This is a genomic window from Streptomyces sp. BBFR25, assembly GCF_044590125.1.
Lineage (GTDB): Bacteria > Actinomycetota > Actinomycetes > Streptomycetales > Streptomycetaceae > Streptomyces > Streptomyces canus_D.
This window is the reverse complement of sequence record NZ_CP172447.1, coordinates 6260911-6273932: the sequence shown is the minus strand read 5'-3', so window position 1 is coordinate 6273932 and position 13022 is coordinate 6260911. Positions and strand designations below refer to the sequence as shown.

11 protein-coding genes and 1 pseudogene are annotated in these 13022 nt (G+C 70.2%); 3 read left to right on the top strand and 9 right to left on the bottom strand.

Going from position 1 to position 13022, the window contains the following annotated elements:
- Positions 1–272 precede the first annotated feature (272 nt).
- The 3 genes and pseudogenes from ACGH52_RS28660 to ACGH52_RS28650 all read right to left on the bottom strand — a co-directional run.
- Positions 273–905 carry a hypothetical protein gene (locus ACGH52_RS28660; RefSeq protein ID WP_063124338.1) on the bottom strand — a complete coding sequence of 211 codons (633 nt, stop codon included), beginning with the start codon at positions 903–905 and terminating at the stop codon, positions 273–275.
- A gap of 68 nt (positions 906–973) precedes the next feature.
- Complete coding sequence (locus tag ACGH52_RS28655; protein WP_059297943.1) at positions 974–1675, bottom strand: ribonuclease HII; 702 nt, start codon at positions 1673–1675, stop codon at positions 974–976.
- An 81-nt stretch (positions 1676–1756) separates the two neighbouring features.
- Positions 1757–2025 (bottom strand): annotated as a pseudogene (locus ACGH52_RS28650) (TetR-like C-terminal domain-containing protein); the annotation flags it as partial.
- A 151-nt stretch (positions 2026–2176) separates the two neighbouring features.
- Here ACGH52_RS28650 and ACGH52_RS28645 point away from each other — a divergent pair.
- Complete coding sequence (locus ACGH52_RS28645; RefSeq protein WP_399943445.1) at positions 2177–3724, top strand: MFS transporter; 1548 nt, start codon at positions 2177–2179, stop codon at positions 3722–3724.
- A 211-nt stretch (positions 3725–3935) separates the two neighbouring features.
- On the opposite strand, the gene ACGH52_RS28640 is transcribed toward ACGH52_RS28645, so the two are convergent.
- The 3 genes from ACGH52_RS28640 to ACGH52_RS28630 all read right to left on the bottom strand — a co-directional run bounded on the left by ACGH52_RS28640 (position 3936) and on the right by ACGH52_RS28630 (position 6234).
- Positions 3936–4841, bottom strand: a complete 906-nt coding sequence (locus ACGH52_RS28640; protein WP_399943442.1) for an ADP-ribosylglycohydrolase family protein — start codon at positions 4839–4841, stop codon at positions 3936–3938.
- A 12-nt stretch (positions 4842–4853) separates the two neighbouring features.
- On the bottom strand, positions 4854–5513 hold the full coding sequence (locus ACGH52_RS28635) for a histidine phosphatase family protein (protein WP_121700725.1): 660 nt from the start codon (positions 5511–5513) through the stop codon (positions 4854–4856).
- Positions 5514–5619: 106 nt separating this feature from the next.
- The gene (locus ACGH52_RS28630; RefSeq protein ID WP_076976661.1) at positions 5620–6234 is read right to left on the bottom strand and encodes a YdbC family protein; all 615 of its coding nucleotides are present in this window, start codon (positions 6232–6234) and stop codon (positions 5620–5622) included.
- A gap of 157 nt (positions 6235–6391) precedes the next feature.
- Between ACGH52_RS28630 and ACGH52_RS28625 the strand changes: the two genes are divergently transcribed.
- A complete protein-coding gene (locus ACGH52_RS28625) occupies positions 6392–6925 on the top strand; it encodes a TerD family protein (protein WP_059297934.1) in 534 nt (177 codons plus the stop codon).
- On the opposite strand, the gene ACGH52_RS28620 is transcribed toward ACGH52_RS28625, so the two are convergent.
- The 3 genes from ACGH52_RS28620 to nrdR form a co-directional block, all read right to left on the bottom strand.
- Complete coding sequence (locus ACGH52_RS28620; protein WP_210975832.1) at positions 6891–7772, bottom strand: alpha/beta fold hydrolase; 882 nt, start codon at positions 7770–7772, stop codon at positions 6891–6893. The two genes, ACGH52_RS28625 and ACGH52_RS28620, sit on opposite strands and share 35 nt — an antisense overlap.
- A gap of 195 nt (positions 7773–7967) precedes the next feature.
- Positions 7968–10871 (bottom strand): vitamin B12-dependent ribonucleotide reductase, encoded by a 2904-nt coding sequence (locus ACGH52_RS28615; protein WP_059297930.1) that lies wholly within the window; start codon positions 10869–10871, stop codon positions 7968–7970.
- A gap of 168 nt (positions 10872–11039) precedes the next feature.
- Positions 11040–11588, bottom strand: a complete 549-nt coding sequence (gene nrdR, locus ACGH52_RS28610; protein WP_059297929.1) for a transcriptional regulator NrdR — start codon at positions 11586–11588, stop codon at positions 11040–11042.
- Between the two features lie 562 nt (positions 11589–12150).
- On the opposite strand from nrdR, the gene lexA reads away from it, so the two are divergent.
- On the top strand, positions 12151–12930 hold the full coding sequence (lexA, locus tag ACGH52_RS28605; RefSeq protein WP_003973219.1) for a transcriptional repressor LexA: 780 nt from the start codon (positions 12151–12153) through the stop codon (positions 12928–12930).
- Positions 12931–13022 lie beyond the last annotated feature (92 nt).

Here is a 13022-nt window from a genome sequence, read left to right as displayed (position 1 = left end):
CTCGTCCTTCACGTGAGCGGTGACCCGACTCGCCCGTGACCCGACCGGCGTGCGATCCGCCGTCCCGGCCCGCCGGGCCCGGCAGCGCCCGTACCGTCGCACCTCACCCGAGTCCTCACCGTCGGCGCGCCCACCGGTTCCCCGGCGGGCCCGATCCGCTATGGCGCCGGATGCCGTCGGCGTTCCCGGGCATGCCGGGAACGCCTCCGTGCGGGGCTCCGGGCAGGCGCCCCGGGGTCACACCGGCGTCCGCCGCGCTCGGCGGACCGGACTCAGACGCCCGCGCCCAGCACCGAGTTGATCCGCTGCGGGTCGCCGCAGACGATCAGCAGGGCGCCGGCCCGCGAGTGGGCCACGGTCAGGGCGGTGACAGCGGCGTCCTCGGGGCCGCCGTTGAGCGCGACCACGACCACGGCCCGCGACGCGGCACGGTCCGCGACGGCGGCGTCGGCGTAGAAGACGTCGTCGCCCGCGTCGTGCTGCGCCCAGTAGGCGGCATCGCCGAAGGACAGTTCGTGGGCCGCCCACGGGTGGGCTTCGCCGGTGGTGATCACCAGCACGTCACCGGGGGTTCGGCCCGAGTCCAGCAGAAGGTCCACGGCCTCTTCGGCGGCGTCGAGCGCACCGTCCGGCGTGGCCGGGATCAACTGGATCTGCGGGGCGGCCGAGGTGGCTGCCGGGGCGGCCGGACCCGAGGGTCCGGGTGTGGCCGCGGCCGTGTCGCGCGACGCGCGTTGCGCCGGCGGTGCCGGCCGCACCGGGCCGGGACGGCCGGGGCGCGGCGGAGCCGCGGGACGGGGGCCGGGTACGGGGCGGGGGGTCGGCGCGGTGCGGCCACTGGCCGGAGTGGCGCGGGGACCCTGGGCCTTCTCGTGAATCTGAGGCTCCTCGGGAATGAGAGGCATGAGCTGATATCTATCAAACGTTGGTGCGGCTCGCGTCGGCGGGTGGCACATGCCTGCGAGCGGAACCGTCAGAAATCGAATCCGAGCTGACCCTCGATTTCCGGAACGCTTCCGTCCACCCAACTGCGGACCTTCTTGAGGTGCCGCCACTGGGGCAGCGCATCAAGATACGCCCACGACAACCGGTGGTGCGGGGTGGGGCCCCGTTCCGCCAGTGCGGCCTTGTGCACGGGCGACGGATACCCGGCGTTGTCCGCAAAACCGAAGTCTGCATGGTCGAGACCCAGTTCGGCCATCATTTTGTCGCGCTGGACCTTGGCGAGCACCGAGGCCGCCGCGACGGCGACGCAGGACTGATCGCCCTTGATCACCGTACGGACCCGCCAGGGGGCACCGAGGTAGTCGTGCTTGCCGTCGAGGATGACGGCGTCGGGGCGGACCGGCAGGGTCTCCAGGGCACGTACCGCCGCCAGGCGCAGCGCGGCGGTCATGCCCAGCGCGTCGATCTCCTCCGGAGAGGCGTGCCCCAGGGCGTAGGACGTGACCCAGGTCCGCAACTCCACGGCGAGTTCGGTGCGTCGCTTGATGGTGAGCAGCTTGGAGTCGGTCAGGCCGACCGGGGGTCGGCGCAGTCCGGTGATCGCCGCACAGACGGTGACCGGACCGGCCCACGCGCCGCGCCCCACCTCGTCGACACCGGCAATGATCTTCGCTCCGGTCGTGGCGCGAAGAGAGCGCTCGACGGTGTGAGTAGGTGGTTCGTACGGCATGGCGCCCCCAGCCTACGCCGCCGCGATCCCCGGGCGACACCCCGGTTGCCCGAACGGAGCCGGTCTCCTCGCCGATCGGGATCAGGGGCCGTCGGGCCGCAGCAGCGGGGCCATCAACTGGTCGATCACCATTCACTTGCACAAATCTTCGAGCGATGCATCATCATCGCCGGAATGGCGTCGAAGACGTATCCGTTGGCCGCGTCACGCCGGACCTCTCCCCGCTCCATTCCGCGGGTGATGACCCCACGCAGCATCTCGAGGGTCGACTCGACCACCCCCTTGATGATCACGGCATGGAAGCGCTCGGCCTGCACGGCGTCGCATTCGTGAATCACGGAACGCAGAGCGAGGTCCGCGACGAGGTCTTCCTTAGAAAGCGGGCGAAAACGGGTATTCGGTGACGAAGCACTCATCGCACGGCCACGACGGGGGACCGGACACGCGACGACACGACCAGTGAACGCAAGCCTTCACTAAGTCATTCGTGGGGGACACATAGTGCCAACCTCTTCTCTGATCAAAGACCAGAAGCCGGGAGCGGCCCGCCGGGAGGGGCATCCCGGCATCGCACTCACCGTCATCGCGGCCTGCCAACTCATGGTCGTACTCGACGCGACGATTGTGAACATCGCGCTCCCGCACATCCAGAACGCGCTCGCCTTCAGCACCACCGATCTCACCTGGGTCATCAGCGCGTACACGCTCACTTTCGGCGGTCTGCTCCTGCTCGGCGGCCGAGCCGGTGACATCCTCGGCAGGCGCCGGGTCTTCATGACCGGCATCCTGCTCTTCACCTTCGCCTCGCTGCTCGGCGGCTTCGCCCAAGAGCCCTGGCAGCTCCTCGCGGCGCGCGTACTGCAGGGCATGGGAGGCGCGATCGCGTCGCCCACGTCGCTGGCCCTCATCACCACCACCTTCCCGGAGGGGCCGGAACGCAACCGGGCCTTCGGCGTCTTCGCCGCCGTCTCCGCAGGTGGCGGCGCCATCGGCCTGCTGGCGGGCGGCATGCTCACCGAGTGGCTCGACTGGCGCTGGGTGCTCTTCGTCAACGTGCCGATCGGGGTGCTGATCGCCGTGCTGGCGCCGCTCTACATCAGCGAGTCCGAACGGCACTCCGGCCGCTTCGACATCGCCGGGGCGGTGACCTCGACGGCGGGCATGGCGTCTCTCGTCTACGGCTTCATCCGGGCCGCCGACGAGGGCTGGCGGGACAAGTTGACCATCGGCTCCTTCGCGGCAGCCGCGGTCCTGCTGCTGGCCTTCGTCCTCATCGAGCAACGGGCCAAGGAACCGATCACGCCGCTGAAGATGTTCGCCGACCGCAACCGGTCCGGCACGTACGTGATCATGCTGAGCCTGGCCGCGGCGATGTTCGGCATGTTCTTCTACATCGTGCTGTTCGTGCAGAACGTGCTCGGCTACACGCCCATCGAGGCCGGTCTGGCCTTCCTGCCTGTCACGGTCGTGATCGCGCTCGGCGCGGGTCTGTCGCAGCGCTTCCTGCCCGTCTTCGGCCCCAAGCCATTCATGGTCGTGGGTTCGGCCCTCGCCGCACTCGGGCTCGGCTGGCAGGCCCTCATCACCTCCGACAGCTCGTACGTCGGCGGGATCCTGGGGCCGATGCTGATCTTCGGCTTCGGCATGGGGCTCAACTTCGTGACGCTGACGCTGACCGCGGTCTCCGGGGTCGCCCGGCACGAGGCGGGTGCGGCGTCGGGCCTGCTCAACGCGATGCAGCAGGTGGGCGGATCGATTGGTCTCGCCATCCTGACGACGGTCTTCGGCACGGCCAGCAGGGACGAGGCGGAGAAGCAGGTGCCGGACTTCATCGCCAACGGCTCGCCGGAGCAGAAGGCGGAGTTCGCCCGGACCCAGCAGCTGCCCGCGCCCTGGTCGCACGACGTGCTGGCTCAAGGCATCTCGGCCGCCTTCATCCCGGCCGCCGCCATGGCCGTGCTCGCCCTGGCCACGGCCTGGCTGGTGATCCGGGTACGCAAGAGCGACCTGGAGGCCCTGTCCGGCACGGCCGGACCGGGCATGGGCTGACCTCGCGGGGCCCCGGGCCGGGCGGGGTCCACCGAGCAGGGCGGCGGACAGCACGAAGGACAGCAGGGCGAACACCGACAGCGCCTCCACGACCCACCCCCATGACCTCCAGACCTGCCCGGGGCCATGCCCCGGGCAGCGCTTGTCATGACAACGGGCCGCGGTTACGCAGAGTTCCCGCCGCACACGGTGAGTTTCCGTGAAGAGCCGGTCAGGCCGTGGCCGTCATCCACGCGGGCAGCGCCTCGACCCGCTCCACCCACTCGGCCGGGGGCGCCCCCGCCTTCCCGGCCGCGATCACTCCGCCCACGATGGCGCAGGTCGTGTCCACGTCCCCGCCGACCTGCGCGGTCGTCCAGAACGCGGTCTCGTACTCGCCGAGGGCGCGGGCCGCGGACCAGAGGGCGAAGGGGACCGTGTCATGCGCGGTCGTACGCCGGCCACTGCCCAGCACCGCCGCCACGGTGGTCGCGTCGCCGTAGTCGAGCATGTCCCGGGCGCGCCGCAGTCCGGCGCCCACCGCGCTCTTCGGCACCAGCGCGATCACACCGTCGAGGAGCGCGTGCGAGGAGGGCGGGCCGGCCGGATCGGCGGCCAGCGCCGCGGCCGCCGCGACGGCCATCGCGCCGACCACCGCCTCACGGTGCTGGTGCGTCGGGTAGGCCGAGATCTCCGCCTGGTGGGTCGCCTGTTCGGGGTCGTCCGCATACCAGGCGCCGAGCGGCGCGATGCGCATGGCGGCGCCGTTGCCCCAGGAGCCCTGCCCGTTGAACAGCGCCGCGGCGAGTTCGCGCCAGTCGCCGCCCTCCCGGACCAGCCGGAGCAGCCGGTTGACCGCGGGACCGTACCCCCGGTCGAAGTCGTGGTGCCGGGCGAAGGAGAGGGCCAGCGCGTCCTGGTCGATGCGGTGGTGGGCGGCCAGGACGGAGACCACGGAACACGCCATCTCCGTGTCGTCCGTCCACTGCCAGGTGCCGGGCGGCAGCTCGCGGCGCCCCAGCAGCGGATAGTTCGCGGGGACGAAGAACTGTGAGCCCAGCGCGTCCCCCACCGACAGTCCGCGCAGGCTGGCCAGGGCCCGGTCCAGGCGCCCTTCAGGAGAAGAATGAGCGGTCATCGCCCTGCCACTCTATCCGGTGATCCCGTACGGTTCCGGATCTCGCCAGCGTTCGAAGGGCCGGTCAAGGGTGTACTTGCCGTCCTCACCGAGAACGAGCATCCGCATCTCGGCGTTCCCGGGGTTCGACAGCGACTCGAACTCCGCGACCGTCCAGTGGAACCACCTCATGCAGAACAGCCGCATGGCGAGCCCGTGCGTCACCAGCAGCACGTTCGGCGGATGGTCGGGGTCCTCGAAGCTGCGGAACAGGCTCTCCAGGAAGCCGCCGACCCGGTCGTACACGTCGGCACCGGACTCGCCCTGGGCGAAGCGGTAGAAGAAGTGCCCGTAGGCGTCCCGGTAGGCCTTCTGCAGGCGCACGTCGTCGCGGTCCTGCCAGTTTCCCCAGTCCTGCTCGCGCAGCCGGGGCTCCTCACGTACCCGTATGAGCTGCGGGTCGAGGCGGAAGGCGCGGAGGGTCTCGTGGGTGCGGCGGTACGGGGAGACGTACACGCTGATCCGCTCGTGTCCGAACACCTCGCGCAGCACCTTGCCGGTCTCCTCGGCCTGCGCCCGGCCCCGGTCGGTGAGGGCGAGCGCGTGGTCGGGTTCGCGCTCGAACACGGTGTCATCGACGTTGCCGATCGACTCGCCGTGCCGGACAAGAACGATGCGCCGTGGTCGTGCCATGCCAGAACCCTAGATCGAGACGGCCGGAACCGAGCACTCGTACGGGCTCCGTACGGCGTAGGTCACACAGTCTCCACACCTGGGCGAGTCGGGGCGGGCCCGGATCTCAAACGGTCCAGGAGGGTTCCAGTTGCACGATGTCGCCCGTCAGCGCCGCGACGTCGGCCTCCGTCTGGGCGCGCAGGGCCAGCCGCTCCACCCGCTCGGTGCGGTACTTTCCGTGCTCGGCGGCCGACAGCCACATGGACAGCACGAGGTACTCGTTGTACCCGCTGCCCGGGGCCTCGCCGAACAGGCCGCGGATCATGCCGGGCGAGCCGGCCATCGCCGGGTTCCAGACCTTCTCCTGCATGAGGACGTAGTGCTCGGCCCGTTCCTCGTGGACCCGGCACAGCGCCACCCGGAGCAGGTCGGCGTCGGTGAAGCGCGGCTCGAAACCGGTCTTCACGTCGAACCGGTGGTCGAAGAGCCTGACCTGGGCGTCCTTGAAGGTGCCCACCTGCGCCGAGGCCAGCCGGTCGTGGGAGCGGGCCATGAAGGAGTCGTAGAAGGCGCGGCTCTCCCAGAAGGCGAAGACGTGCGCCACGTCCGGCCGCCCCCGGCTCCAGCCACCCCCCTGCCCCCGAAAACCCGGCTCCCCCGGAAGCCCCGCCCACTTCCGCTGCCCCCGCTCGAAACCGCGGCGGTCCACCACGGTGCAGCGAATCCACTTGACCAGCACCGCGCCATGGTAAGGCCAGGAGCACGGCACCGGACGCTCTCCGGAGGAGCACTTGCCCGCGCGTTCGTCCCGCTGCGTGGCAGGATGGACAACCGGCCGTCATCGTCCGGCAGTTCAGGGGGCCGGGCAGGGCGGGGGACCTGGGAAGGGGAAGTCTGTGAACGGCCTCAGCAAGGGCTTGGGCAAGGTCGAGGTCGCGCTGCGGTGGGACCCGAGTCCGGCGGGACAGCCGGCCACCGACCTGGATCTCGTCGCCGGGACCTATCCGGCGGACGATCCGTACGGCGCCCCCGCCTACGTGGTGCACTTCGACAGTCGCTCACCGGACGGCACGATCTATCTCAACCGGGACAGCAAGGACGGCAAGGGCTTCGGTTTCGACGAGGTCATGACGCTGGAGCTGGAGCGGCTGGACGCCCGGTACGCGCGCGTGGTGGTGGGTGTCGCCATACAGCAGCACACCGAGGAGCGGACCTTCGGCGACGTGACCAACCCGGGCCTGCGCATCCGTGAGGGTTACACGGACCTGGCCGCGGAGGACTTCGCCGCCGTCCCGGGTGCCACCGCGGCGACGGTCGCGGAGTTCGTCCGGGACGAGACGGGGGCGTGGGAGTTCCGGCCCGGCCTGCACGCGTTCGAGGGGGACCCCGCGACGTTCACTCGGGTGATGGGCGCGGCTCGCCGTCCTTGACGGCGGCTTGGAGCGTGAGCATCGCCTCGGCGACCTCGCCGACCGCCGCTTCGGGGATCGCGGTGGCGGCCTCCTCCAGGACGAGCAGCCGCGCCCGGGGAATCTCGCGCGCGATCGCCTCACCGTTGCCGACGGGGAAGAACGGGTCGCGGCGACCGTGGACGACGAGCGTGGGGATCCCGATCTCCGGCAGGCGCTCACGCCACCGGGGCGCGCAGTCGAGCCTGGAGAACACCATGCCCAGCTGGTTGGCCATCTGGACCGGGGCAGCGGTGCCGGGCGTGCGGTCCCAGACGCGGGCGGCGGTCGCGCGCGCGGCGACGGGGTCGTCGCCGCGGATCTCCGCTCCGGTGGCGGCGAACTCGGCCACCGCCTCGCGGTGGGCCCAGTCGGGCATCGGCCTGGCGAACAGCCGGCTCATCGTCGCCCGGTCGTGGTCGGGGAGGTCGTCGTCGGGCGGGCCGGGCGCGACCGCGCGGGTGCCGACCAGGGTGAGCGCCGAGAACGCGCCCGGGTGGTCGAGCGCGGCCACCTGGGCGACCATCCCTCCGACGCCGATCCCGGCGAGGTGCGCGGGCCCGGCGCCGAGCGCGTCGGGAAGGGCCGCCGCGTCGGCGGCGAGGTCGCGCAGGGTGTAGGCGGGCGCCTCCGGGTCCATCGTGGTCGACTCTCCGCTGTCGCGCAGGTCGTAGCGCACGACGCGGCGCCCACCGGCGGCGAGGCGCTCGCAGAGCGCGTCGGGCCACGAGAGCATCGTCGTCCCGCCGACGAGCAGGACGAGTGGCGCATCGTCGTCACCGAACGACTCGACGCCCAAGGCGATGTCGCGGACGCTGACCGTTGTCATAGAGGCCCCGGAAGGTGTTGTGGGTCGGGTGTGTCGTGAGGGCAGACCCGATCCGGCGCCCGAAGTCATCGCTCAGGCGTGAACCGTGTGCCGGAGGTGGGGCAGGCAGATCACCGGCACACGTGGAAGGGGACCGGCCGGTGGCCGGTCCCCTTCCGAGAACCCGCGGGTCACCCCCGCGGGTCACCTCTCAGGTCAGCTGCAACCGCTGGTCGAGCCGCAGCCCTCGCAGATGTAGCAGGACCCGGCGCGCTGCATCTTCGTGCCGCAGGAGAAGCACAGCGGGGCGTCGGCCTGGATGCCGAGCTGCATCTCCACCAGCTCGGCGCTGGTGTGCGCCTGCTGCGGAGCGGGCTTGGCGGCCTCGACCTCGGCCTTCGGCGTGGCGACGGCCTTCAGTTCCTGGGCGCGCGGCGCCGACTGGGCCAGGCCCTCGACGTCCATCTCGTCGTCGGACGGCTCGTACGAACCGGTCTCCAGGTGGCGCTGACGCTCCTCGGCGGAGTGGATGCCGAGCGCGGAGCGCGTCTCGAAGGGCAGGAAGTCCAGCGCCAGGCGGCGGAAGATGTAGTCGACGATCGACTGCGCCATCCGCACGTCCGGGTCGTCCGTCATCCCGGCCGGCTCGAAGCGCATGTTGGTGAACTTCGAGACGTACGTCTCCAGCGGCACGCCGTACTGGAGGCCGACGGAGACCGCGATGGAGAAGGCGTCCATCATGCCCGCGAGGGTCGAACCCTGCTTGGACATCTTGAGGAAGACCTCGCCGAGACCGTCGTCCGGGTAGGAGTTGGCGGTCATGTAGCCCTCGGCGCCGCCGACGGTGAAGGACGTGGTGATGCCGGGACGTCCCTTCGGGAGGCGCTTGCGGACCGGGCGGTACTCGACGACCTTCTCGACCGTCTCGCGGATGGCCGCCTCGGTCTTCTCGGTGATCTCCGCCTTCTCCGTGTCCTTGACCGACTTGGTCTTGGCGGAGAGGGGCTGGCCGACCTTGCAGTTGTCGCGGTAGATGGCGAGCGCCTTGACGCCCATCTTCCAGGCCTCGAAGTAGACCTCCTCGACGTCCTCGACGGTCGCCGACTCCGGCAGGTTGACCGTCTTGGACAGGGCGCCGGAGATCCAGGGCTGGATGGCGGCCATCATGCGGACGTGGCCCATCGCGGAGATGGAGCGCTCGCCCATCGCGCAGTCGAACACCTCGTAGTGCTCGTGCGCGAGGCCGGGCGCGTCGATCACGTTGCCGTTCTCGGCGATGTGGGCGACGATCGCCTCGATCTGCTCCTCCTGGTAGCCCAGGCGGCGCAGGGCCTGCGGGACGGTGCCGTTGACGATCTGCATCGAGCCGCCGCCGACCAGCTTCTTGAACTTGACCAGCGCGAGGTCGGGCTCCAGGCCGGTGGTGTCGCAGGACATCGCGAGACCGATGGTGCCGGTCGGGGCGATGACGGAGGCCTGGGAGTTGCGGAAGCCGTTCTTCTCGCCGAGGCGCAGCACGTCCTGCCAGGCCTCGGTGGCGGCGGCCCAGATCGGCGTGTCGAGGTCGTCCATGCGGACGGCCTTGGCGTTCTCGTCGGAGTGCTGCTTCATGACCCTGAGGTGCGGCTGCGCGTTGCGGGCGTAGCCGTCGTACGGGCCGACGATCGCGGCCAGCTCGGCGGAGCGGCGGTACGACGTGCCGGTCATCAGGGAGGTGATGGCGCCGGCCAGGGCACGGCCGCCGTCGGAGTCGTAGGCGTGGCCGGTCGCCATCAGCAGGGCGCCGAGGTTGGCGTAGCCGATGCCGAGCTGGCGGAAGGCGCGGGTGTTCTCGCCGATCTTCTGGGTCGGGAAGTCCGCGAAGCAGATGGAGATGTCCATCGCCGTGATGACCAGCTCGACGACCTTGGAGAAGCGCTCGGCGTCGAAGGACTGGTTGCCCTTGCCGTCGTCCTTCAGGAACTTCATCAGGTTCAGCGAGGCGAGGTTGCAGGACGTGTTGTCCAGGTGCATGTACTCGCTGCACGGGTTCGAGCCGTTGATGCGGCCGGACTCCGGGCAGGTGTGCCAGGCGTTGATGGTGTCGTCGTACTGGATGCCGGGGTCGGCGCAGGCCCAGGCGGCCTCGGCCATCTTGCGGAAGAGCGCCTTGGCGTCGACCTCCTCGATGACCTCGCCGGTCATGCGGGACGTCAGGCCGAACTTGCCGCCGTCCTGCACGGCCTTCATGAACGTGTCGTTCACCCGGACCGAGTTGTTGGCGTTCTGGTACTGGACGGACGTGATGTCGTCGCCGCCCAGGTCCATGTCGAAGCCCGCGTCGCGCAGGGCGCGGATCTTCTCCTCTTCCTTCACCTTGGTCTGGATGAAGTCCTCGATGTCGGGGTGGTCGACGTCGAGGATGACCATCTTGGCCGCGCGGCGGGTGGCACCGCCGGACTTGATCGTGCCGGCGGAGGCGTCGGCACCGCGCATGAAGGAGACCGGTCCCGAGGCGTTGCCGCCGGAGGAGAGCAGTTCCTTGGAGGAGCGGATCCGGGAGAGGTTCAGGCCGGCGCCGGAGCCGCCCTTGAAGATCATGCCCTCTTCCTTGTACCAGTCGAGGATCGACTCCATGGAGTCGTCGACGGACAGGATGAAGCAGGCGGAGACCTGCTGCGGCTGGGGCGTGCCGACGTTGAACCACACCGGGCTGTTGAAGCTGAAGATCTGGTGCAGGAGGGCGTAGGCCAGCTCGTGCTCGAAGATCTCGGCGTCGGCGGGCGAGGCGAAGTACTTGTTGTCCTCACCGGCCTTCCGGTACGTCTTCACGATGCGGTCGATGAGCTGCTTGAGGCTCACCTCGCGCTGCGGGGTGCCCACGGCGCCCCGGAAGTACTTGCTGGTGACGATGTTGACCGCGTTCACCGACCAGAACTCGGGGAACTCGACGCCACGCTGCTCGAAGTTGACCGAGCCGTCGCGCCAGTTGGTCATGACGACGTCACGACGCTCCCAGGCCACCTCGTCGTAGGGGTGGACGCCGGGAGTGGTGTGGACGCGCTCGACGCGGAGTCCCTTGCCCGCCTTGGTGCCCTTGGCGCGGGAACTCCGTGCCGGACCGCTCGCCGTCTCTGTCATGCCGCCTCCCTGTACGGGCGAAAACGCCCTGAAGTGCCCCGATTGTTCCCGTGGGCACGGTGTTCTGTCTGGTGTTGCGGGCATCGCTCGCGCCGCCCGCAACAGGTCTTGTTCACTCGCCGCCGTCCGGCCGGGCCCGGGCGCCGAAGTCCGGGTCCGGCCCGCCGATCAGTCGGCGGCGCCTGCGGGCTCGGGGACCTGTCCCGCCCCCGTGGACCCGCGGTCGTTCTCCTGGCTCCCCGCACCGGTGTCGTCGTCCTCGCCGGGGTGCCCCGTCGTCTCCCTCAGTTCCGTGATCGCGGCCTCGAAGTCCTCGAGCGAGTCGAACGCCCGATAGACGGAGGCGAATCTCAGATAGGCGACGAGGTCGAGCTCCTGCAACGGTCCGAGGATGGCCAGACCCACGTCGTGGGTGGTCAGCTCGGCGCTTCCGGTGGCCCGCACCGCCTCCTCGACCCGCTGGCCGAGCTGGGCGAGCGCGTCCTCGGTGACGGGCCGGCCCTGACAGGCCTTGCGCACACCGTTGATCACCTTGGTGCGGCTGAACGGTTCGGTGACCCCGGACCGCTTCACCACCATGAGCGAGCACGTCTCCACGGTCGTGAACCGACGGGAGCAGTCAGGGCACTGGCGGCGCCTGCGGATCGACGTGCCGTCGTCGGTCGTACGGCTGTCGACGACACGGCTGTCGGGGTGCCTGCAGAAGGGGCAGTGCATGGACTCCGAACCCTCCTCACAGCAGACTCAACGGCCTCGAAAGGCCCTTCAGGCCCCTCGAAGCAGCCCCCAGCATAGGCGATCGCGGCGGGCCCGAAGACCCGGGGGACCACAACTTGTGGGCTGCTCGCGCTATCCAACCACTAGATGTGGGGATTGGCCCATACAAACACGCCCCGCACGCGTGTCGCGCCTGTGCGTGCGCGGCCACCCGTGCGGCAACACGCCTCGCGAGCCGTGTCGCGGCCGTATCGCCCGGAGGCATGCGGAGATACCGTGGGCACCGCGGGGAGGGGACGTGGGACTACCGCAACAGATGGGAGCCCCACCCCGTCGAACGGGATGCCGGGTGGCAGACTGGAGCGACATCCCGGAGGTTGTCACCACGGCGGTGAAGAGTACAGCAATAAGCCCTTTTGTCCGCCAGGCACCACGGTAGCCATACACCCAGATATGCAAAACGGGCGAGCGATTCGCGTTTTTTCACTCGAACGTGTGTTTGGCGCAACCTTTCGAAAGCTACTACCGTTGTGCAGCAGGGAGACCATCGAGAGGGGCCGACGTGACCACCACCGCCGACAGTGCCACCATCACTGCCCAGGAACGCCCCCAGGGCCGACCTGAGCCGGTGCATGCGATGAGCGACGCCGCGAATCCCGAGGGGCACAAGCGCTCCCTGCCAGGACGACCTCCCGGCATCCGGGCGGACAGCTCGGGGCTCACCGACCGCCAGCGCCGGGTGATCGAGGTCATCCGCGACTCCGTGCAGCGACGCGGGTACCCGCCGTCGATGCGGGAGATCGGCCAGGCCGTCGGCCTTTCCAGCACCTCGTCGGTGGCGCACCAGCTGATGGCACTGGAGCGCAAGGGCTTCCTGCGCCGGGACCCGCACCGCCCGCGCGCCTACGAGGTGCGCGGCTCCGACCAGGCCGCCTCGGTGCAGCCCACGGACACCGCCGGCAAGCCGGCCGCCTCGTACGTCCCGCTGGTGGGTCGGATCGCCGCCGGTGGTCCGATCCTCGCCGAGGAGTCCGTCGAAGACGTCTTCCCGCTCCCCCGGCAGTTGGTCGGCGACGGTGAGCTGTTCGTCCTCAAGGTCGTCGGCGACTCGATGATCGAGGCCGCGATCTGCGACGGCGACTGGGTCACGGTCCGCCGCCAGCCGGTCGCGGAGAACGGCGACATCGTGGCGGCCATGCTCGACGGCGAGGCCACCGTGAAGCGCTTCAAGCGCGAGGACGGCCACGTCTGGCTCCTCCCGCACAACTCGGCGTACGAGCCGATCCCCGGTGACGACGCGACCATCCTCGGCAAGGTGGTGGCCGTACTGCGTCGCGTCTGAGCGCCACGGCGGGCGGGTACGCGCGACAGCGCCCCCGCCGACCCGACCGGGCCCCGGGACCTCTGCGCCGGTTCCGGGGCCCAGCGCTGTCC

Excerpts from the sequence above, each read along its gene's own strand:
- ACGH52_RS28660 (WP_063124338.1), bottom strand. The coding sequence starts at position 905 with ATGCCTCTCATTCCCGAGGAGCCTCAGATTCACGAGAAGGCCCAGGGT.
- ACGH52_RS28655 (WP_059297943.1), bottom strand. The coding sequence starts at position 1,675 with ATGCCGTACGAACCACCTACTCACACCGTCGAGCGCTCTCTTCGCGCC.
- ACGH52_RS28640 (WP_399943442.1), bottom strand. The coding sequence starts at position 4,841 with ATGACCGCTCATTCTTCTCCTGAAGGGCGCCTGGACCGGGCCCTGGCC.
- ACGH52_RS28635 (WP_121700725.1), bottom strand. The coding sequence starts at position 5,513 with ATGGCACGACCACGGCGCATCGTTCTTGTCCGGCACGGCGAGTCGATC.
- ACGH52_RS28620 (WP_210975832.1), bottom strand. The coding sequence starts at position 7,772 with ATGACAACGGTCAGCGTCCGCGACATCGCCTTGGGCGTCGAGTCGTTC.
- ACGH52_RS28615 (WP_059297930.1), bottom strand. The coding sequence starts at position 10,871 with ATGACAGAGACGGCGAGCGGTCCGGCACGGAGTTCCCGCGCCAAGGGC.
- nrdR (WP_059297929.1), bottom strand. The coding sequence starts at position 11,588 with ATGCACTGCCCCTTCTGCAGGCACCCCGACAGCCGTGTCGTCGACAGC.